Below are 18,733 nucleotides of genomic sequence, written 5' to 3' on the forward strand. Positions count from 1 at the left end.
CGCGGCTGAGGCGGATTTGGTTTCCGAACCGGAGAATTTTCACCCATACCTAGCGCCAAAACCTGTTTCCCCAATAGACCCTACGCGACTGTGAACCCGTGTGCAAAGGGATCGCGATCATCGATGAAGATCGTGTTGTAGCCGGTCATGCGCGCCCAACCTGCGATTGACGGCACGATTGCAGGACGCCCGGCGACTTCCGCAGCGCGCTCCACGCGGCCATGGAAGAGCGATCCGATGATGGATTCATGCACGAACTCGTCGCCCGGCTTCAGCTTGCCCTTGGCTGCCAGCTGCGCCATGCGCGCAGACGTACCGGTACCGCAGGGCGAACGGTCGATTGCCTTGTCGCCATAAAAGACCGCATTGCGGGCATGCGCTTCCGGATGCTTGGCCTTGCCGGTCCATAGAATATGGCTCAGACGGTTGATGTCAGGCAGCAGCGGATGCTGGAACTTGTACTTCTCGTTCAGCCGCTGGCGCAGGACGGGACTCCAGGCGATCAGCTGCAACGCGGAATAATCTTCCATGTCCGTGTAATTTTCTTGCGGCTCGACAATGGCGTAGAAATTGCCGCCATAAGCCACGTCGACCTTGAGGCTTCCAAGGTCGGGACATTCGACTTCAAGCCCCTCGGCATAAAGGAAGGCCGGGACATTGGTGAGGCGAACACGGTCGACATACTGGCCGTTCTGCTCATACTCGATGGCCACCAGACCGGCAGGCGTATCGAGATTGAGCTTGCCCGGCGTCTTCGGCGTCACCAGCCCCTGCTCTATCGCCATCGTGACGGTGCCGATGGTGCCGTGGCCGCACATCGGCAGGCAGCCGGACGTTTCGATGAAAAGCACCGCCACATCGCAATCAGGCCGCGTGGGCGGGTAGAGAATGGAGCCGGACATCATGTCGTGGCCGCGCGGCTCGAACATAAGCCCCGTGCGAATCCAGTCATATTCCGCCAGAAAATGCGCGCGCTTTTCCATCATGGTCGAACCTTCGAGGTTCGGCCCGCCGCCGGCCACCAGACGCACCGGATTGCCGCAGGTATGCCCGTCGACGCAGAAGAAGGAATGTCTTGCCATGATGGTCAGTTCCGAAAACGTTGTGGCTTGAAAGGTTCGATGTCGATTGCCGGCGCGGCACCCGTGATGAGATCGCGGATAAGCCGCCCGGTCGCCGCCGACTGCGTGAGGCCAAGATGGCCATGGCCGAAGCCGTAATAGATGTTGCCGCCCGCCGAGGCCCGGCCGATGACCGGAACGGAGTCCGGCATGGATGGCCGATAGCCCATCCATTGCCGCCCGCCTTCCGTGCGCAGGCCCGGCAGAAACATGGAAGCCTTCTTTAGCATGGCTTCGGACCGCGCGAAATTGGGCGGCAGGTCCAGCCCGCCGAACTCGACAGCGCCGCCGACGCGCAGGCCCGTTTCCATCGGCGTGATGACGAAACCGTGGCCGGGAAAAGTCAGCTGGCGCTTCACATCGAAACTGCCGACCGGCAGGGTCGTATTGTAACCGCGTTCCGTGTCGAGCGGCACTGCATCGCCAAAGCCTTTGGCGAGATCACGCGACCAGGCGCCGGCCATCAGGACAAGGTGCGCCGCCCGGATTTCGGTCCCATCATCGAGACGAACGCTCGCCCCGCCATTGACTGGCCTTGCATTCGTGACCTTTGCCTGAAGGAAGCGTGCGCCCCTGCTTTCCGCATAGGCCCAGATCGCCTTGCCGAACAGCTTCGGATCGCTGACATTCTTCCAGCCCGGAACGAAAGTTCCGGCTACGAAACGCGGGCTCAGGCCCGGCTGCAATTCGGCAAGCCGATCACCGCGCACGTGTTCATAGGTAATTCCGGCATTTTCCCGAACATCCCAGCCGGGCTGCGAGGCCGCAAGCTCGGCTTCGCTCTCATAAAGTTCCAGATTGCCGTTTTCGCGCAAGCGATCGCGCAGGCCCGCCCTGTCGATCAGGCCCATCATCTCGCTGCCGGCAAGCCGCATGATGTCGGCCTGCGCAATCGCGGTTTTTGCCAAAGCATCCGCGCTGCTGGCCCGCCAGAACCGGTAAAGCCAGGGCACCATTTTTGGAAAATAGGAAGGACGGATCGTAAACGGCCCGAGCGGGTCCATCAGCCAGCCCGGCACCTTGCGCATGACACCCTTGGAGGCGAGCGGAAGAATGTCGGAAAAAGCAAGCGCCGCGGCATTGCCCGAGCTGGTTTCCTCGCAAATGCCGGTTCTGTCGATAACCAGAACCTGACGCCCCGCCTCGGCAAGCAAGGCCGCAGTGGCGACGCCGACGATACCGCCGCCGATAATCAGAACATCCTGCTGACCCTGCGGATCAGATTTCATCGTATACGGCTCCCCACCGGATTCAATTTTGCCTTGTGCCTCGCCGAAAAACCGGCAGAGACCATTGCTTCGGCCAATCGGCAATCGCCATGTTCAACGCCAGCACGCGATTTCTGTCCATCGATTTTTTGGAATGACGCTGTGCTGAAAGTTTGCCATCGCTTGAAAAAGCCACAAAGGCCAAGTTAGGGATCGACAATGCAAATCGCCTCTTATTGATATATCAGAGATATATCTATAGGATTGAACTATGTCAATCGTCGTAACCACAAGGCATGGACGGCATGGAAGAAACGAACGTTCGAGACAGGCTGACGCGGAGCCCGGCAAACATGCCGCTGGCCACCATGGACAGCTGGGGTAGCGAAAGCCTCGCCGAGCAGGCCTATCGCATTCTGGAACGGTCTATCGTCACGCTGGAACTGGAACCGGGGACGGTCGTCAACGAGCGCACGCTGATCGAGCTGACCGGCATGGGCCGCACGCCCATGCGCGAGGCCATTCAACGGCTCGCGTGGGAGGGCCTTGTGGAAGTGCGCCCGCGTTCAGGCATTGCCATCGCGGCAATCGACCCGAAGGATTTCATCAAGGTGCTGGATGCGCGCGAAGGCGTCGAGCGCGTTCTGGCGCGCGATGCGGCACGCTTCGGCAGCCCGCGCGACTATGAACGGCTCGAAGCGGCGGCAGCAGCCATGCGGCAGGCAATTCCCGATGAGGACGTGGCGCTGTTTCTGGATGCCGACAAGGCATTCGACATCGTTCTGGGTGCGGCTGCGAGCAACCCCTACGCAGCGCGTATCGCCGCTCCCTTGCAGAGCCACAGCCGCCGCTTCTGGTTCCGGCTCCGCCCATCGAGCGGCATAGCCGGTTCGGCCAATGCCCACGCAACATTGATTGAAGCGATCGTTTCCCGCCAGCCGGAACGGGCAAGCGATACGGCCAGCGAACTCATGGCCTATCTGCGGACGCTCGCGCCCTGATTTCCGGCACCCGGGGTTCAGCGCGCCCGCGAAGACCGGCGAGACCGCTCATTGCTCCGCACATCCACGGCAGCAGCTGAAGCAGTATCAAAGATCAGCCCGTCATCGGTATTCACGTCATTCAAAGCTTGAGCATAGCCATGCCGTGTCCCGCGCGCCATATCCTTTGCCTGCACCGCCGCGACCGCAAGCACCGCACACAAACCCACGACAGCCTGAGATGAATGACGCATCTCGAACGCTCCCATCACACTTCCACGCTCGTCACACTTTCCACGATTGACCGCGACCAGTGGACCGTGCGGCTGCGACGGAAAGATGGCGCGGCAGGTTCAATTTCGAGACGCCAGCTCACGAAATCGTAATCAGCCAAAGAAAAAACCCGAAGCTGTCGCTTCGGCTTCTGGTCGTTGTTGAAACTGGCAACATCAATGGGATTTGTTCATCGAATCCGACATCTTGCGAAGCACGTTGAGCGCGATGTTCAGCTCCTCGTCGCTAACGCCTTCGAGAAGGTCTTCGCGCACGTCTCCGGCGAGCTTCACGACCTGCTCGGCCAGAATCTTGCCTTCTGCCGTCATGACGACGCGCTTGGCGCGGCGGTCGCCCTGGACCGTCTGCCGTTCGATGAAAGACTGCCGCTCCAGCCCATCGAGCAGGCGAACCATGGTCGCATTCTCGATTTCCAGCGCTTCCGCCAGTTCCTTCTGGTAAAGACCTTCCTGTTCCATCAGCGCAAGCAGGGTGCGCGCACGGGCCAATGTCAGGCCCCGCTCCTTCACCCGGGCGTCGAAGACAGTGCGAAGCCTGCGATTAACCTTCGCCATGGCATCAATCATTTCAGCTCTTAGGTCCGCCGTATCCATGCCAATCGCCTTATATATTAGTAAACTAATGATTGCGAACTTGGATAGATCGCTGCCGAACCATTTTCAAGCGAACTTCCTGAACTCACGCAAGCGTGATGGGATTTAACGCCAATATGACAGTTCTGCGAACAAATTCACTGCCGGGCCGGTGATCTGAAAAAGAAAAAGCGGGCACAAGCCCGCTTTCACGAAAACGACAGGATTGCAGCCGATCAGGCCGGCATGATCGTTCCCTGCAGCGTCATCAGCTGGTGCAGGAAGATTTCCGCCTTGGTGCGATGCTCGTTGGTCGAGGCATCTTCCAGATGCTTGCGGGCTTCCTCGATGCGGCGCTGGATGTCTGCCGGATTGATATCGTCCACATGGGTGGCCGATTCAGCCAGAACGGTGCAGCTCTGCGGGGTGATATCAGCGAAACCGCCGAAGACCACGTAGGAGTCGGATTTGCCGTCGGCAAGCTTCACCGAAACGACACCCGGCATGATCGTCGTCATCAGCGGCGAATGACCGGCGAGAGCCGTCAGATAGCCTTCGCTACCCGGAATGACGACTTCCGTCACCTGCGCGGAAAGCAGGAGCCGTTCAGGCGACACGAGTTCGAATTGGAAAGCTTGAGCCATGGTTCTCACTTGAATTCAAAAGCACGGTTCCGAAAATTAAACCGGTTTTCGGAAAGGTCATGCTTAAACAAAATGATTGGCTTTCACGGCGGGCCTTGCGGCCCACCGGGAAATTCAATTCATCAAGCAGCTTCTGCTGCCAGCTTCTTGGCCTTCTCGAGAGCTTCCTCGATGCTGCCGACCATGTAGAAGGCAGCTTCCGGAAGATGATCGTAATCGCCAGCGCAAAGGCCCTTGAAGCCCTTGATGGTGTCGGCGAGATCGACCAGCTTGCCCGGCGAACCGGTGAAGACTTCGGCCACGAAGAACGGCTGCGAGAGGAAGCGTTCGATCTTGCGGGCGCGGGCGACGGTGAGCTTGTCTTCTTCAGACAGTTCGTCCATGCCCAGGATCGCGATGATGTCCTGAAGGGCCTTGTAGCGCTGCAGGATCGACTGAACCTGACGGGCGACGGCGTAGTGTTCGTCACCAACGACTTTCGGGTCGAGCATGCGCGACGTGGAGTCGAGCGGGTCAACAGCCGGGTAGATACCCTTTTCAGCGATCGAGCGCGACAGAACGGTCGTTGCGTCCAGGTGGGCGAACGAGGTGGCTGGCGCCGGGTCGGTCAAGTCGTCGGCAGGGACGTAAATCGCCTGAACCGAGGTGATCGAACCCTTGGTCGTGGTGGTGATGCGTTCCTGCATGGCGCCCATGTCGGTTGCCAGCGTCGGCTGATAGCCCACAGCGGAAGGAATACGACCGAGAAGAGCCGACACTTCCGAACCTGCCTGCGTGAAGCGGAAGATGTTGTCCACGAAAAACAGAACGTCCTGACCCTGGTCGCGGAAGTTTTCAGCAACCGTCAGACCGGAAAGGGCAACACGAGCGCGGGCACCCGGGGGTTCGTTCATCTGACCGTAAACGAGGGCTGCCTTGGAGCCTTCGCCGCCGCCGAGCTTGTTAACGCCCGACTCGATCATTTCATGGTAAAGGTCGTTACCTTCACGGGTACGCTCACCGACGCCTGCGAACACGGAGTAACCGCCGTGCGCCTTGGCGACGTTGTTGATGAGTTCCATGATGAGAACGGTCTTGCCAACGCCTGCACCGCCGAAGAGGCCGATCTTGCCGCCCTTGGCGTAAGGAGCGAGAAGGTCAACGACCTTGATGCCCGTGACCAGAATTTCGGCTTCGGTCGACTGCTCGATATATTCCGGAGCGCTCTGGTGGATGGCGCGGGTTGCCGTGGTCTTGATCGGACCGGCTTCGTCGACCGGCTCACCGATGACGTTCATGATGCGGCCAAGCGTTTCGACGCCGACCGGAACCATGATCGGCTCGCCGGTGTCGCGTGCTTCCTGACCGCGAACCAGACCTTCGGTCGCATCCATGGCGATGGTGCGCACGGTGTCTTCGCCGAGGTGCTGGGCGACTTCGAGAACCAGGCGGTTGCCCTGGTTGTCGACTTCAAGCGCGTTCAGGATCAGCGGCAGCTGGCCTTCCGGGAACTTGACGTCGACGACAGCGCCGATGACCTGCGTAATGTGGCCGACTGTGCCAGTGGCCGCAGTCTTGGGAGCGGCAGACTTGGCTGCTGCGGTGGTCTTGGGCGCCGCTTTCTTGGCAGGCGCCTTCGCCGCTGGCTTTGCTTCGGCCGCGGCGGTAGTTTTCGGGGTCGCTGCTTTTGCCATCGATCCTTACCTTCCGTTAGCATGATCCCGAAAAGTTGCAGACTTTCCGGGAAATCATGCGGTAAACCAAACTCTAGAGCGCTTCCGCGCCCGAAATGATTTCGATCAGTTCCTTGGTGATCTGCGCCTGACGCTGGCGGTTGTACGTGATCGACAGCTTGTTGATCATGTCGCCCGCATTGCGCGTCGCATTGTCCATCGCGCTCATCTTCGCGCCCATCTCGCCCGCGACATTTTCCAGCAGAGCACGGAAAATCTGGACCGAGATATTGCGCGGGATCAGCGTCGACAGGATCGCCGCGGGATCAGGTTCGTATTCGTAGATCGCATCGCCTGCGGTCTCGCCGCCCGCACTGTCGCCAGCCGAAGCCGGGATCAGCTGCTGTGCGGTCGGAACCTGGGAGATCACCGACTTGAATTCGGAATAGAACAGCGTGCAGACGTCGAAAGCGCCTTCCTCGAACAGCTTGATGATCTTGTGGCCGATCTGGTCGGCGTGCACAAAAGCGAGCTGCTTGACTTCGCGCAGATCGACATGATCGACCAGCAGGCTGGCAAATTCGCGACGCAGAATATCCGCGCCCTTCTTGCCGACCGTGATGATCTTGACCGTCTTGCCTTCAGCGAGGAGCTTGCGGGCATGATCGCGCGCAAGACGCGCGATCTGGCTGTTGAAACCGCCGCAAAGGCCACGTTCTGCGGTGCAGACGACGAGCAGATGCACGTCGTCCTTGCCCGTACCGGCCATCAGGGCCGGCGCATCTTCGCCGGTGACGTTCTGCGCGATATTCGCGAGAACGGCGCCCATGCGCTGCGAGTAAGGCCTTGCGGCTTCCGCAGCTTCCTGGGCACGGCGCAGCTTCGCCGCGGCGACCATTTGCATCGCCTTGGTGATTTTCTGCGTCGCCTTGACCGAGGCGATACGGTTTCTCAGATCCTTTAGTGAAGGCATCCGTTCATCCCGTCACAAGTTTCAGGCAAAGGACTTGGCGAAAGCGTCGATCGCTGCCTTGAGCTTGGCCTTGAGGTCATCGGTAATGGCTTTCTCGTTGCGGATGCCATCGAGCACATCCTTGTGCTCGGTGCGCAGCGAAGCGAGAAGACCTTCTTCGAACTTGCCAACCTGGCTGACGGCAAGCTTGTCGAGATAGCCGTTAACACCGGCGAAAATCACGGCAACCTGCTCTTCCGTCTTCAGCGGCGAGAACTGCGGCTGCTTCAGGAGTTCGGTCAGGCGCGCACCGCGGTTCAGAAGGCGCTGCGTTGCAGCGTCAAGGTCGGAACCGAACTGTGCGAAGGCAGCCATTTCACGATACTGGGCGAGCTCGCCCTTGATCGAACCGGCAACCTGCTTCATGGCCTTGATCTGGGCCGAGGAACCAACGCGCGAAACCGACAGACCGACGTTAACAGCCGGACGGATACCCTGATAGAACAGGTTGGTTTCAAGGAAGATCTGGCCGTCGGTGATCGAGATCACGTTGGTCGGAATGAAGGCGGAAACGTCGTTGCCCTGCGTTTCGATGACCGGCAGAGCCGTCAGCGAGCCAGCGCCGTTTTCGTCGTTGAGCTTTGCAGCGCGTTCGAGAAGACGGGAGTGCAGGTAGAAAACGTCGCCCGGATAAGCTTCGCGGCCCGGAGGACGACGCAGCAGAAGCGACATCTGACGATAAGCAACGGCCTGCTTGGACAGATCGTCATAGCCGATGAGGGCGTGCTGGCCGTTGTCACGGAAATATTCGCCCATCGCGCAGCCCGCAAACGGTGCGAGATACTGCATCGGAGCCGGATCGGAAGCGGTAGCCGCGATAACGATCGAATATTCCAGAGCGCCGCGTTCTTCGAGAACCTTGACGAACTGGGCAACGGTCGAACGCTTCTGGCCGACGGCGACGTAGACGCAGTACAGCTTGTCCTTGTCCGGGCCGTTATCGTGGATCGGCTTCTGGTTCAGGAAGGTGTCGAGGATGATGGCGGTCTTGCCGGTCTGACGGTCACCGATGACCAGCTCGCGCTGGCCGCGGCCAACCGGGATCAGAGCGTCGATGGCCTTGAGACCCGTCGACATCGGCTCGTGAACCGACTTGCGCGGGATGATGCCAGGCGCCTTGACGTCGACGCGGCGACGTTCCTTGGCCTTGATCGGACCCTTGCCGTCGATCGGATTGCCGAGAGCATCGACAACGCGGCCGAGCAGTTCCGGACCGACCGGAACGTCCACGATTGCGCCGGTACGCTTGACGACGTCGCCTTCCTTGATGTCACGGTCGGCACCGAAGATAACGACGCCGACATTGTCGCTTTCAAGGTTCAGCGCCATGCCGCGAATGCCACCGGGGAATTCGACCATTTCACCGGCCTGAACATTGTCCAGACCATAGACGCGGGCGATACCGTCGCCAACGGACAGAACCTGACCGACCTCGGAGACCTCAGCCTCCTTGCCGAAGTTCTTGATTTGCTCTTTCAGGATAGCGGAAATTTCCGCGGCGCGGATGTCCATCAGCCGACCTCTTTCAGTGCAAGCTTGAGAGAAGAAAGTTTAGTGCGAAGGGACGTGTCGATCTGACGCGAACCCATCTTGACGATAAGACCGCCGAGGATCGACGGATCGACGGTGACATTGATCGTCACGTCCTTGCCGGCCACGCCCTTCAGCGTTGCCTTCAATTCGTTCTGCTGCGCTGCGCTCAATTCGTGCGCGGAGACGACATCGGCGGAGATTTCGCCACGATGCTCGGCAGCAATCTTGCGGAAAGCGGCAATGATGCCCGGCAGGGCGAAAAGACGGCGGTTCCGCGCGACGACGCGCAGGAAATTTCCGACCAGACCCTTGATGCCCGCCTTGTCGGCGAGAGCGCCGATGGCGTGAAGCTGATCTTCCGAGGAAAATACCGGACTGGAGATCAGCCGCTTGAGGTCTTCGCTTCCGCTCAGAAGCCCCTCGAAACGGTCAAGATCTTTTTCCACAGCTGCAACGGATTTCGCGTCGAGCGCGAGCTCGAAAAGAGATCCGGCGTAACGCTGTGCGACACCTGAAATGAGCGAAGACGTTTCAGCCACGAACAACCTGCTCTCTACGTTGAAACCATCCTTTTGGGGTCCAATCTTGCTCAGGACGCCAAGCCGATGATTTTATTGAATGTTTCCGGAAAACCACTGACGCGCGAGCACATCAACACCGAAATGTGATTGCCGTCTAGCATAGACGAACAGGACTCGCAACACGCGAATCCGGCACTTTTGTGTAAGATTTGCCGCCTTTCGCGGTCAAAAAAGTCGCATCTGCTTGGGCGATGCACTCTTCCCTCACACAGCCTGCACGCCTGACGTGCAAAACCCGTCCGGTTCCGCTCAGGAAATGAAGCCGAATGCGTAGAGCAGCGGACCGGCGGCCAGCACGAATTCGACCAGTGCCGCCAGGCTGCCATAGAAGCGCCCGCCGGTCGGTCCGCCCCTGCGCCCGCCCGCATCCGACATCATCGAAATGAAGCGCCCGAACAGAGCGAATCCCCACACGGCGCCCAGAACGACCCAAAGAAACGGCTGCGCGAAGATGAGGCATCCGAGCCCCACGCCAAGATAAGGACCGGCGAGCGTCGCGCGGATGGAACCGTAACCTTCGGGACGGCCATTGATCGGCTGAAGCCGCAGCAGCTTCATGGTTATGCCGGGCGCAAAAAGCATGACAAGGCCGGCCAGCGCAGTCAGGGCCGCGGAGCCCCAGGCGAGCCATTCTCCGGTCGTGGCAGGAAGATAGAATTCCATCGCATTTCCCCTTTCGGCACCCTCGTCGTTTCAGGCCATATAACGGAATTTGGCGTCACGTTCCATCCTGTGCAGGCTGTTCGGATGCTGGCCAGAGCATGTCCTGTTTTTCATGAATCGTTGGAAATGCTCTATCTGTTTGTTTATCGCGCATCCTACTCGAGAACCGGTTCCCACTTTTCGGGATGCGCTCTACAGGAAGCTTTGCGGATCGATATCCACCTGCACCCTGATCGAGCCTTTTTCCTTCGGCCCGTTGGCGAGCAAGGCACGGATAAATCCTTGAATATCCGCGCGTTTTGTCCCGTGCACCAGAATGCGGAAACGGTGCCTCCCGCGCACTAGCGCAAGCGGCGCTTCGGCAGGCCCCAGCACTGAAACCTCCGGGGAGGAAGGTGCGGCGCGGCGCAGCGCCCGCGCATGGTTTTCGGCGTCGGGCCGGTTGTCGGCGGAAATGATCAGCGCCGCAAGCCGTCCGTAGGGCGGCAGCGCGCTACGCTCGCGTTCCTCGATTTCGCGGGCGTAGAACGCCTCCGCGTCGCCGCTGACTATGGCCCGCATCACCGGGTGGTCAGGTTGATAGGTCTGGAGAAGGCCAAGGCTCTTGCGCCCGGTTCGCCCGGCGCGGCCCGTCACCTGATTGAGCAGCTGGAAGGTGCGCTCGGCGGCGCGCGGATCGCCATTGGCGAGCCCCAGATCGGCGTCCACCACCCCAACCAGCGTCATGTTGGGAAAATTGTGCCCCTTGGCGACAAGCTGGGTGCCGATCACGATATCCGCCTCGCCTTTTGCGATAGCATCGAGTTCCAGCCTGAGCCGCTTCACGCCCCCCGCCATATCAGACGAAAGAACGATGATTCGCGCCTTGTCGAAGGTCGCTGCCACTTCCTCGGCGATGCGCTCCACACCGGGCCCGCAGGCCACCAGATGATCGAGCGTGCCGCATTCGGGACAGGCCTGCGGAACCGGCTCGTGATAGCCGCACTGGTGACACATGAGCTGCCCGCGAAAGCGGTGCTCCACCAGCCAGCTCGAGCATTGCGGGCACTGGAAGCGGTGGCCGCAGACCCGGCACAGCGTCAGGGGCGCATAGCCGCGCCGGTTGAGGAACAAAAGCGCCTGTTCGCCGCGCTCCACCGTCTTGCCGACAGCTTCGGTCAGTGCGGGCGACAGAAACCGGCCCGGCGGCGGTGGAGAACGCCGCATGTCGATGGTCTTCAGGTCGGGAAGTGCAGCTTCCGCATAGCGCCCGTAGAGCTTGATTCGCCTGTAGCGCCCCTGCTCCGCATTGACCTGGCTTTCGATGGAGGGCGTGGCCGACGCCAGCACCACCGGAAAGCCGCTGATATGGCCGCGCACCACCGCCATGTCGCGGGCATTGTAGAAAACCCGGTCCTCCTGCTTGTAGGCCGGGTCATGTTCTTCATCGACGACGATCAGCCCCAGTTCCTTGAAGGGCAGGAAAAGCGCCGACCGCGCGCCTGCGACGACCCGCACGGTCCCTTCCGCGATCTGCCGCCAGACGCGCTCGCGGGTGCGCGGCGCAAGATCGGAATGCCATTCAGCGGGCTTTGCCCCGAACCGGTCATGGAAACGGTCGAGAAACTGCTGGGTCAGCGCGATTTCGGGCAGGAGAATCAGCACCTGCCTGCCCTGCTCGATCGCCTTGGCGACCGCTTCGAAATAAACTTCCGTTTTGCCCGAACCGGTTACGCCGTCGAGAAGCGAAACCGAGAAACCGCCGGCTTCAACCGCTTCCGACAGCATTTCAGCCGCCGCCTGCTGGTCTTCCGAAAGCGTGGCGCGCGCATAGTCGATATCCGGCCTTGCCACCACGGCTGGCGGCGGCAGCATGACTTCCTCGAAAACGCCTTGCGCCTTCAGCCCGTCCACGACCGTCATCGAGACGCCCGCCGCATGGGCAAGCCCGGATCTGGTCCAGGCAAGCCCGTCGCGGGCGAGCTCCATCACCCGCGACCGGGCGTCGGTCATGCGCTCCGGCTCGCCTCCGGAATAACGAAGGCCCGGCACCGATGGCTCGGGATCGAATGCGGCCGGCACGCGCAGCACCATGCGCGCCACCATGCCGGGCGGCGACAGCGTGTAGTCCGCTGCCCAGCGCATGAAGCGCAGCATGTCGGCACCCACCGGCGGACAATCGAAGACCTCGGAAATTTCCCGCAATTTTCTAGCATCGACCGCATCGGTTTCACCCTCGCAGACGATCCCCGCCACCTCACGCGGTCCAAGCGGCACGCGCACGATCGATCCGGGCTGGACGTTCATACCCGCCGGAACCATATATGAGTAAGGCCGCTCCGCGGGCATGGGCACGAGCACGGGAACCACCCGTGGCGCGAGTTCCGGAAACAGACCAGAAATGGGGTTTGCAATATCGTGCGAATCTTTCGACATGATCGCGTGACCTTGGCGCGGCTTTGCGCTAAAGAAAAGCCACCTTCCGGGAATTAAATGGTTTTAAATTCCTCAAATCCACCCGCGCTCATTATGGAGGAACGCTGTTATGAAGTTTTTCGTGGACACTGCGGACGTCAAGGAAATCCGCGAGCTCAATGACCTTGGGCTGGTCGATGGCGTGACCACCAACCCGTCCCTCATCCTGAAGTCGGGTCGGGACATTATCGAAGTGACCAAGGAAATCTGCAACATCGTCAAGGGCCCGGTTTCCGCCGAGGTTGCCGCGACGGAATATGAGCAGATGATGAAGGAAGCAGCCGTCATCTCCAAGATCGCTGACAATATCTGCATCAAGCTGCCTGTAACGCTGGACGGACTGAAAGCCTGCAAGGCCCTGTCTTCCGAAGGTCACAAGGTCAACATGACGCTTTGCTTCTCGGCCAATCAGGCGCTTCTGGCGGCAAAGGCCGGCGCGACCTTCATTTCGCCGTTCATTGGCCGCCTCGACGATACCGGCATCAACGGCATGGAACTGATTGCCGAAATCCGCACGATTTATGACAATTACGATTTCCGCACCGAAATTCTTGCCGCTTCGGTTCGTACCGTCAATCACGTCAAGGAAGCAGCCCTCATCGGCGCCGATGTCGTGACCGCACCGCCGGCAACGCTCAAGGCACTGGTCAAGCATCCGCTGACCGACAAGGGCCTCGAAACCTTCCTCGCCGATTGGGCGAAAACCGGCCAGAAGATCGCCTGATCGGCGACCTTGCCAGACGTGTGAAAGGCGGGCCATCGGCCCGCTTTTTTATTCCAGCACGGTTTCCCCGTCCTGCTTGCTCACCCGGATCGGCCGCGCGCCGCATTGTTCTGCAATGGCGCTTGCAAGTGTGGCGGAATGCGTCACCACCCATATCTGGCTACGCTCCGATGCCTGGGCAATCATGCGGGCAAGCGAGGGAAGCATATCGGGATGCAGGCTCGCCTCCGGCTCGTTGAGCGCGATCAGCGGCGGCAGGCGATAGGAAAGCAGCGCACCGGCAAGCGCCAGCATGCGGATCTGCCCGTCGGACAATTCTCCGGCCCGGAACACGCGATGTGGAAAGGCCGGAAAATTCAGGCCGAACGTCGCCGTCTCGCCCGGAAAGGGAATATCCAGCGCCGCACCATCCAGCGCATCGGCCACCAGCCGGTCCAGATCGACCGTATCCTGCCGGATATGGGCCAGCGTCGCGAAGACCGAGGCAAGATTTCCGCCGTCCTCGTCCAGCATGGCAGCGGTAGCGGCGATGGAGGGCTGACGCGCCGGTGCGTCGCGGTCGCTTCGAAAGCCATGATAAAAGCGCCAGCTTCGCATTTGCGCGGCCAAATCACCGATCTCCGGATAATGGCCGGATTGCCCCAGCACCGCCAGCCCGCTTTCGGAAGTCAGCAAGCGTGCGGGATGTTCCATGCGCCGCCCTTCCCCGTCCCGTGCGAAGACAACCGGCCCGCGCCGGTCCATCAGGTCGACAGGACGACGCCCCGTATCAAGGCTGAGATTTTCTTCCTTGATCTGCGGCTCGAAGGGAAAGGCGCCCGAAACCGGCGGAGGCAATCCCGCCTCGACACTATAGGCAAGTCGCGATGCCAGTCTTTCATCCTCGAAATGGGCTTCCAGAATGATGCGCGCCGGTTCGTGCTTGCGGCGGTTTCCGCCCCACATGGCCGATTGCATCCCGCCCTCACGCACGATTTCCGTTGAGAAATTGCCCTCGGCGGCCGCCTTCACCAGTTGCAGGGCGCGATAGAGATTGGATTTTCCGGCCCCGTTCTCGCCCACAAAAACCGCTACCTGCCCGAGATCGACACGGACGGAACGGAGCGAGCGATAGCCTTTGGCGGAGAATGAAACGAGCCGCATAATTCTTCCCTGGAGCGTTCTCCGCGAAATAATTCACACTGGACAGCAATGCCCCTGAAAAAACAAAAGGCGGCACCGAGAGTACCGCCTTGTGTCGTGTCACGCCATCGCAACAATCAGAGCTTCGACAATTTCTGCGCAAGAGCGAGGAAGACCTGTTCGGCCAGTTCTTCGGCAGCACGCTTGCGCGCATCGCGTTCGGCGCGCAGGTTCGCAAATTCCTGGCGCGGACGGTCGAAGGAAGCGCCGACCGTACGGGTGCCTGCGGCAAGCGGCTTGCCATCCTTGTCACGCAGCACGAAGTTCGACGTCGCCTTGACGATACCGGACGACGGACGGCCGGTACGGTCGGTCTGGTCGCCAATGTCCACGCTCACCGCGGCAAGCGTGTAGCTGCTCAAGCCAAGGCGAAGCCGATAGGTCGGATTGGCCGGCTCACCGGCACCGCCGCCGAGCAGGAAGATGAGGCGATTGCGGACCTGCTGGCTGAAGACGTCGCCAGCCGGATCGATCGCCACCGAAGCAAGCTTGGTGCGCATATCCGGCGTCACGCTGCCGCCTATGGTTCCACCGGCGCCAGCGCCGGAGGAGTAAAGCGGCTGCACGGTGCATCCAGCCATGAGAACCGCGGCCCCGAGTGCGAAAATCGCAACGCGGAAAGCTTTGATTGCGGAGAAAAAGCGGTCAGGCAACGACATTGACGATCCTTTGCGGCACCACGATAACCTTCTTCGGCGAGCCCCCGTTGAGCGCAGCCTTGACGAAGTCAAGTTCGAGCACCGCCTGCTGGATGCTAGCTTGATCAGCGTCGCGTGCGATTGTCAAATCCCCACGCTTCTTGCCGTTGATCTGCACCGGCAGAACGATCTCGTTTTCCACCACCAATGCCGGATCGAACACCGGCCAGGCGCTGCGGGCGACCAGCGTTTCACGACCGGCAACCTTGCCGCCCAGCGCTGCAAGGCACTGTTCGGCCAGATGCGGCATCATCGGCGCCAGCATCAGGATGAGCTTTTCCGTGGCGTCGCGGACAGCGCCCTTCAACACGTCATCCGCATTGCCCGAAGCAACCTGCTGCAACGGTCCCGCAACCGTGTTGACCAGTTCGTAAAGACGGGCAACGCCACGGTTGAAGGCCAGCTTCTCGATATCGTCGCCGACAGCCTTGACCGCCTTGTGCGCAGCCTTGGAAACGACAAGGGCTTCGCCCTCGGTACCGGTCTTGGGCGCAACGTCCTTCAACTGTTCGGCAGCTTCGGAGATCAGACGCCAGACGCGCTGCACAAAGCGGTGAGCGCCTTCGGCACCGGCCTCTGTCCAGATTACGTCACGCTCGGGCGGCGAATCAGACAGCATGAACCAGCGCGCCGTATCGGCGCCGTAGGAAGCGATGATGTCATCCGGATCAACGACATTCTTCTTCGACTTCGACATCTTCTCGATGGAGCCGATTTCCACCGGCTCGCCCGTGGAGAGCAGGCTCGCCATGCGCTTGCCGTCGGTTTCCTCGATCCGGATATCGGCTGGCGCCACCCACTGGCCATTGGCCTTGTAGGTTTCATGCACGACCATGCCCTGCGTGAACAGGCCCTTGAACGGCTCGTCGATGCCGACATGACCGGCGACCTTCATCGCGCGGGTGAAGAACCGCGAATAGAGCAGATGCAGGATCGCGTGTTCAATGCCGCCGATATACTGGTCGACGGGCAGCCAGCGGTCGGCAACCGCGCGATCCGTGGGCTCGTTTTCCCATGGCGCGGTGAAGCGTGCATAGTACCATGACGAATCGACGAACGTGTCCATCGTATCGGTCTCGCGGCGGGCATCGCCGCCGCATTTCGGGCACTTCACATGACGCCAGGTCGCATGACGGTCGAGCGGATTGCCCGGACGGTCGAACTCGACATCATCCGGCAACTTGACCGGCAGATCGGCGCGCGGCACCGGATTGACGCCGCAAGCCTCGCAATGGATCATCGGGATCGGGCAGCCCCAATAGCGCTGGCGGGAAATGCCCCAGTCGCGCAGGCGGAACTGCACCTTGCGGCTTGCCTGCGGACGATTGCCGAGCGTGGTGTTTTCGAGGCGGTTCGCCACTTCATTGAATGCGGCTTCCGGCGAAAGCCCGTCGAGGAAGCGCGAATTGATCATCACGCCATCGTCGGTATAGGCCGTCTCGCCAATGCTGAAGCTTGCCGCATCCTCGCCCTTCGGCAGAACGACAGGCGTGACCTTCAATTTGTACTTGTTGGCGAAATCCAGATCGCGCTGATCGTGCGCCGGGCAGCCGAAAACCGCGCCCGTGCCATATTCCATCAGGACGAAATTGGCGACATAGACCGGCAGCTCCCAGTTCTCGTCGAACGGGTGCCTGACCTTCACGCCAGTATCAAAGCCCTTCTTCTCGGCCGTTTCGAGCGCCGCCAGCGATGTACCCTGATGATGGCATTCATCGATGAAGCCGGTGAGCGGTGCATTGTTTTCGGCCAGCTTCTTCGCCAGCGGATGATCGGCGGAAATCGCGACGAATGCCGCACCAAACAGCGTATCCGGGCGGGTCGTATAGACTTCGATTTCCGAGAAACCTTCCGGCGCGGTCTTGCCATCCAGCGCGAAGCGGACCTGCAAGCCTTCCGACTTGCCGATCCAGTTGCGCTGCATCAGGCGGACCTTTTCCGGCCACTGGTCGAGCGTATCGAGACCGGCCAGCAATTCCTCGCTGAAATCGGTGATCTTGAAGAACCATTGCGTCAGTTCGCGCTGTTCGACCAGCGCGCCCGAACGCCAGCCGCGACCGTCCACCACCTGCTCATTGGCAAGCACGGTGTTGTCGACCGGATCCCAGTTGACCTTGGAGGTCTTGCGCGTCACCAGGCCCTTTTCAAAAAGGTCGATGAACAGCATCTGCTGGCGATGATAATATTCCACGTCGCAGGTCGCGAATTCACGCGCCCAGTCGAGCGAAAGCCCCATCGATTTCAGCTGGCCGCGCATGGTGGCGATGTTCTGGTAGGTCCATTCCTTGGGATGAACCTTGTTCTGCATCGCAGCATTTTCCGCAGGCATGCCGAATGCATCCCATCCCATCGGATGGAGCACGTTGAAACCCTTGGCGCGCTTGTAACGGGCGACAACATCACCCATCGCATAGTTGCGCACATGGCCCATATGGATGCGCCCCGATGGATAGGGGAACATCTCGAGCACATAATATTTCTCGCGGCTGTCGCTATTGTCGGTTTCGAAAGTCCGGTCTTCTTCCCAGACTTTCTGCCAATGAGCTTCCGCCACGCGCGGATTATAACGTTCGGCTGCCATGACCGTATTTACTCGCACGAAGGTGATGCAATAAGGAGAGTCGATATTTAATGGCGACCTTCACCACGTATTGGCGAAAGCGTCAACCTTTTGCGGATGAAAAGCCTGAAAGCGAGAGTTTCATGTCGGATATCGTAGCGAACCTGAACACGGTCAAGGCCGCAATCGCCAGTGCCGAAAAGGAAGCACGGCGCGAAAAGGGCTCTGTGACACTCGTCGCCGTATCGAAAACCTTCGACGCCGACGAGATCCGCCCGGTGCTCGACGCGGGCCAGCGCGTCTTCGGCGAAAACCGCGTGCAGGAAGCGCAAGGCAAATGGCCGCAGCTGCGCGGGGATTATTCCGGCATCGAACTGCATCTCATCGGCCCGCTGCAATCCAACAAGGCCGCCGATGCCGTCGCTCTCTTCGACGTCATCGAAACCGTCGACCGCGAAAAGATCGCCGCCGCCCTGGCCGCCGAGATCAAAAAACAGAACAAGACCCCGAAGCTGTATGTTCAGGTGAATACCGGGCTGGAAGAACAAAAGGCCGGGATTGCCCCGAAGGAAGCGGTCGCCTTCGTCGAACGCTGCCGCAAGGAACATGGCCTCGCAATCGAAGGACTGATGTGCATCCCGCCTGCGGGTGAAAATCCCGGCCCGCATTTCGCACTTCTGGAAAAGCTTGCCCGTGAGGCTGGCGTTGAAAAACTCTCCATGGGCATGTCGGGCGATTATGAAACCGCCATCGGCTTCGGCGCGACATCGGTGCGTGTCGGCTCGGCCATCTTCGGTGGGCGGAGCTATGCCAACCCCGCCTGAATTGTGACCCGTACTGTTTGTTTTTGTCGCA

The 18,733-nt window shown here is 60.3% G+C and carries 18 protein-coding genes; 3 read left to right on the forward strand and 15 right to left on the reverse strand.

Features of this window, described 5'->3' with window-relative positions; genetic code table 11:
- Positions 1-80: 80 nt before the first annotated feature.
- Positions 81-1,082, reverse strand: coding sequence for a 4-hydroxyproline epimerase (locus OINT_RS10610; protein ID WP_006467803.1), 1,002 nt, complete (start codon positions 1,080-1,082; stop codon positions 81-83).
- A gap of 5 nt (positions 1,083-1,087) precedes the next feature.
- Positions 1,088-2,350 carry an NAD(P)/FAD-dependent oxidoreductase gene (locus tag OINT_RS10615; RefSeq protein ID WP_006471257.1) on the reverse strand — a complete coding sequence of 421 codons (1,263 nt, stop codon included), beginning with the start codon at positions 2,348-2,350 and terminating at the stop codon, positions 1,088-1,090.
- A gap of 284 nt (positions 2,351-2,634) precedes the next feature.
- On the opposite strand from OINT_RS10615, the gene OINT_RS10620 reads away from it, so the two are divergent.
- Positions 2,635-3,330 carry a GntR family transcriptional regulator gene (locus OINT_RS10620; RefSeq protein WP_006471256.1) on the forward strand — a complete coding sequence of 232 codons (696 nt, stop codon included), beginning with the start codon at positions 2,635-2,637 and terminating at the stop codon, positions 3,328-3,330.
- A 17-nt stretch (positions 3,331-3,347) separates the two neighbouring features.
- On the opposite strand, the gene OINT_RS10625 is transcribed toward OINT_RS10620, so the two are convergent.
- From OINT_RS10625 to OINT_RS10665, 10 genes are all read right to left on the reverse strand, one after another.
- Complete coding sequence (locus OINT_RS10625; RefSeq protein ID WP_100229475.1) at positions 3,348-3,563, reverse strand: hypothetical protein; 216 nt, start codon at positions 3,561-3,563, stop codon at positions 3,348-3,350.
- A gap of 14 nt (positions 3,564-3,577) precedes the next feature.
- The gene (locus OINT_RS24300; RefSeq protein ID WP_268869077.1) at positions 3,578-3,703 is read right to left on the reverse strand and encodes a hypothetical protein; all 126 of its coding nucleotides are present in this window, start codon (positions 3,701-3,703) and stop codon (positions 3,578-3,580) included.
- A gap of 55 nt (positions 3,704-3,758) precedes the next feature.
- Positions 3,759-4,196 carry a MarR family winged helix-turn-helix transcriptional regulator gene (locus OINT_RS10630; protein WP_006467807.1) on the reverse strand — a complete coding sequence of 146 codons (438 nt, stop codon included), beginning with the start codon at positions 4,194-4,196 and terminating at the stop codon, positions 3,759-3,761.
- 215 nt (positions 4,197-4,411) lie between these two features.
- A complete protein-coding gene (locus tag OINT_RS10635) occupies positions 4,412-4,819 on the reverse strand; it encodes a F0F1 ATP synthase subunit epsilon (protein ID WP_006471254.1) in 408 nt (135 codons plus the stop codon).
- Positions 4,820-4,941: 122 nt separating this feature from the next.
- The gene (gene atpD / locus OINT_RS10640) at positions 4,942-6,492 is read right to left on the reverse strand and encodes a F0F1 ATP synthase subunit beta (protein ID WP_006467809.1); all 1,551 of its coding nucleotides are present in this window, start codon (positions 6,490-6,492) and stop codon (positions 4,942-4,944) included.
- A 73-nt stretch (positions 6,493-6,565) separates the two neighbouring features.
- Complete coding sequence (locus OINT_RS10645) at positions 6,566-7,444, reverse strand: F0F1 ATP synthase subunit gamma (protein WP_006467810.1); 879 nt, start codon at positions 7,442-7,444, stop codon at positions 6,566-6,568.
- A 21-nt stretch (positions 7,445-7,465) separates the two neighbouring features.
- Complete coding sequence (gene atpA / locus OINT_RS10650) at positions 7,466-8,995, reverse strand: F0F1 ATP synthase subunit alpha (protein WP_006467811.1); 1,530 nt, start codon at positions 8,993-8,995, stop codon at positions 7,466-7,468.
- Positions 8,995-9,555, reverse strand: a complete 561-nt coding sequence (locus tag OINT_RS10655) for a F0F1 ATP synthase subunit delta (protein WP_006471253.1) — start codon at positions 9,553-9,555, stop codon at positions 8,995-8,997. Before OINT_RS10655 ends, atpA begins: the two co-directional genes overlap by 1 nt.
- Positions 9,556-9,846: 291 nt before the next feature.
- Entirely contained in the window at positions 9,847-10,260 is a 414-nt protein-coding gene (locus OINT_RS10660) for an AGROH133_08824 family phage infection protein (RefSeq protein ID WP_006467814.1), read from the reverse strand.
- Positions 10,261-10,452: 192 nt separating this feature from the next.
- Positions 10,453-12,675 (reverse strand): primosomal protein N', encoded by a 2,223-nt coding sequence (locus OINT_RS10665; RefSeq protein ID WP_006467815.1) that lies wholly within the window; start codon positions 12,673-12,675, stop codon positions 10,453-10,455.
- Positions 12,676-12,784: 109 nt separating this feature from the next.
- Here OINT_RS10665 and fsa point away from each other — a divergent pair, with 109 nt between their 5' ends.
- A complete protein-coding gene (gene fsa, locus OINT_RS10670) occupies positions 12,785-13,438 on the forward strand; it encodes a fructose-6-phosphate aldolase (RefSeq protein ID WP_006467816.1) in 654 nt (217 codons plus the stop codon).
- Between the two features lie 48 nt (positions 13,439-13,486).
- On the opposite strand, the gene OINT_RS10675 is transcribed toward fsa, so the two are convergent.
- The 3 genes from OINT_RS10675 to leuS all read right to left on the reverse strand — a co-directional run bounded on the left by OINT_RS10675 (position 13,487) and on the right by leuS (position 17,899).
- The gene (locus OINT_RS10675) at positions 13,487-14,581 is read right to left on the reverse strand and encodes an AAA family ATPase (protein ID WP_006467817.1); all 1,095 of its coding nucleotides are present in this window, start codon (positions 14,579-14,581) and stop codon (positions 13,487-13,489) included.
- A 116-nt stretch (positions 14,582-14,697) separates the two neighbouring features.
- Positions 14,698-15,279 (reverse strand): LPS assembly lipoprotein LptE, encoded by a 582-nt coding sequence (gene lptE, locus OINT_RS10680; RefSeq protein ID WP_006467818.1) that lies wholly within the window; start codon positions 15,277-15,279, stop codon positions 14,698-14,700.
- Positions 15,266-17,899: a leucine--tRNA ligase gene (leuS, locus tag OINT_RS10685; protein WP_006471252.1), complete on the reverse strand. Its 2,634-nt coding sequence runs from the start codon at positions 17,897-17,899 to the stop codon at positions 15,266-15,268. The genes lptE and leuS overlap by 14 nt, the downstream gene beginning before the upstream one ends.
- Positions 17,900-18,021: 122 nt before the next feature.
- On the opposite strand from leuS, the gene OINT_RS10690 reads away from it, so the two are divergent.
- The gene (locus OINT_RS10690; RefSeq protein WP_006471251.1) at positions 18,022-18,702 is read left to right on the forward strand and encodes a YggS family pyridoxal phosphate-dependent enzyme; all 681 of its coding nucleotides are present in this window, start codon (positions 18,022-18,024) and stop codon (positions 18,700-18,702) included.
- Positions 18,703-18,733 lie beyond the last annotated feature (31 nt).

Source organism: Brucella intermedia LMG 3301 (genome assembly GCF_000182645.1).
Taxonomy (GTDB): Bacteria; Pseudomonadota; Alphaproteobacteria; order Rhizobiales; family Rhizobiaceae; genus Brucella; species Brucella intermedia.

Coding starts and splice junctions, on each gene's coding strand:
- OINT_RS10635 (WP_006471254.1), bottom strand. CDS start 4,819: ATGGCTCAAGCTTTCCAATTCGAACTCGTGTCGCCTGAACGGCTCCTG.
- fsa (WP_006467816.1), top strand. CDS start 12,785: ATGAAGTTTTTCGTGGACACTGCGGACGTCAAGGAAATCCGCGAGCTC.
- lptE (WP_006467818.1), bottom strand. CDS start 15,279: ATGTCGTTGCCTGACCGCTTTTTCTCCGCAATCAAAGCTTTCCGCGTT.
- atpD (WP_006467809.1), bottom strand. CDS start 6,492: ATGGCAAAAGCAGCGACCCCGAAAACTACCGCCGCGGCCGAAGCAAAG.
- atpA (WP_006467811.1), bottom strand. CDS start 8,995: ATGGACATCCGCGCCGCGGAAATTTCCGCTATCCTGAAAGAGCAAATC.
- OINT_RS10675 (WP_006467817.1), bottom strand. CDS start 14,581: ATGCGGCTCGTTTCATTCTCCGCCAAAGGCTATCGCTCGCTCCGTTCC.
- OINT_RS10690 (WP_006471251.1), top strand. CDS start 18,022: ATGTCGGATATCGTAGCGAACCTGAACACGGTCAAGGCCGCAATCGCC.
- OINT_RS10610 (WP_006467803.1), bottom strand. CDS start 1,082: ATGGCAAGACATTCCTTCTTCTGCGTCGACGGGCATACCTGCGGCAAT.
- OINT_RS10615 (WP_006471257.1), bottom strand. CDS start 2,350: ATGAAATCTGATCCGCAGGGTCAGCAGGATGTTCTGATTATCGGCGGC.
- leuS (WP_006471252.1), bottom strand. CDS start 17,899: ATGGCAGCCGAACGTTATAATCCGCGCGTGGCGGAAGCTCATTGGCAG.
- OINT_RS10630 (WP_006467807.1), bottom strand. CDS start 4,196: ATGGATACGGCGGACCTAAGAGCTGAAATGATTGATGCCATGGCGAAG.
- OINT_RS10660 (WP_006467814.1), bottom strand. CDS start 10,260: ATGGAATTCTATCTTCCTGCCACGACCGGAGAATGGCTCGCCTGGGGC.
- OINT_RS10645 (WP_006467810.1), bottom strand. CDS start 7,444: ATGCCTTCACTAAAGGATCTGAGAAACCGTATCGCCTCGGTCAAGGCG.
- OINT_RS10620 (WP_006471256.1), top strand. CDS start 2,635: ATGGAAGAAACGAACGTTCGAGACAGGCTGACGCGGAGCCCGGCAAAC.
- OINT_RS10625 (WP_100229475.1), bottom strand. CDS start 3,563: ATGCGTCATTCATCTCAGGCTGTCGTGGGTTTGTGTGCGGTGCTTGCG.
- OINT_RS10665 (WP_006467815.1), bottom strand. CDS start 12,675: ATGTCGAAAGATTCGCACGATATTGCAAACCCCATTTCTGGTCTGTTT.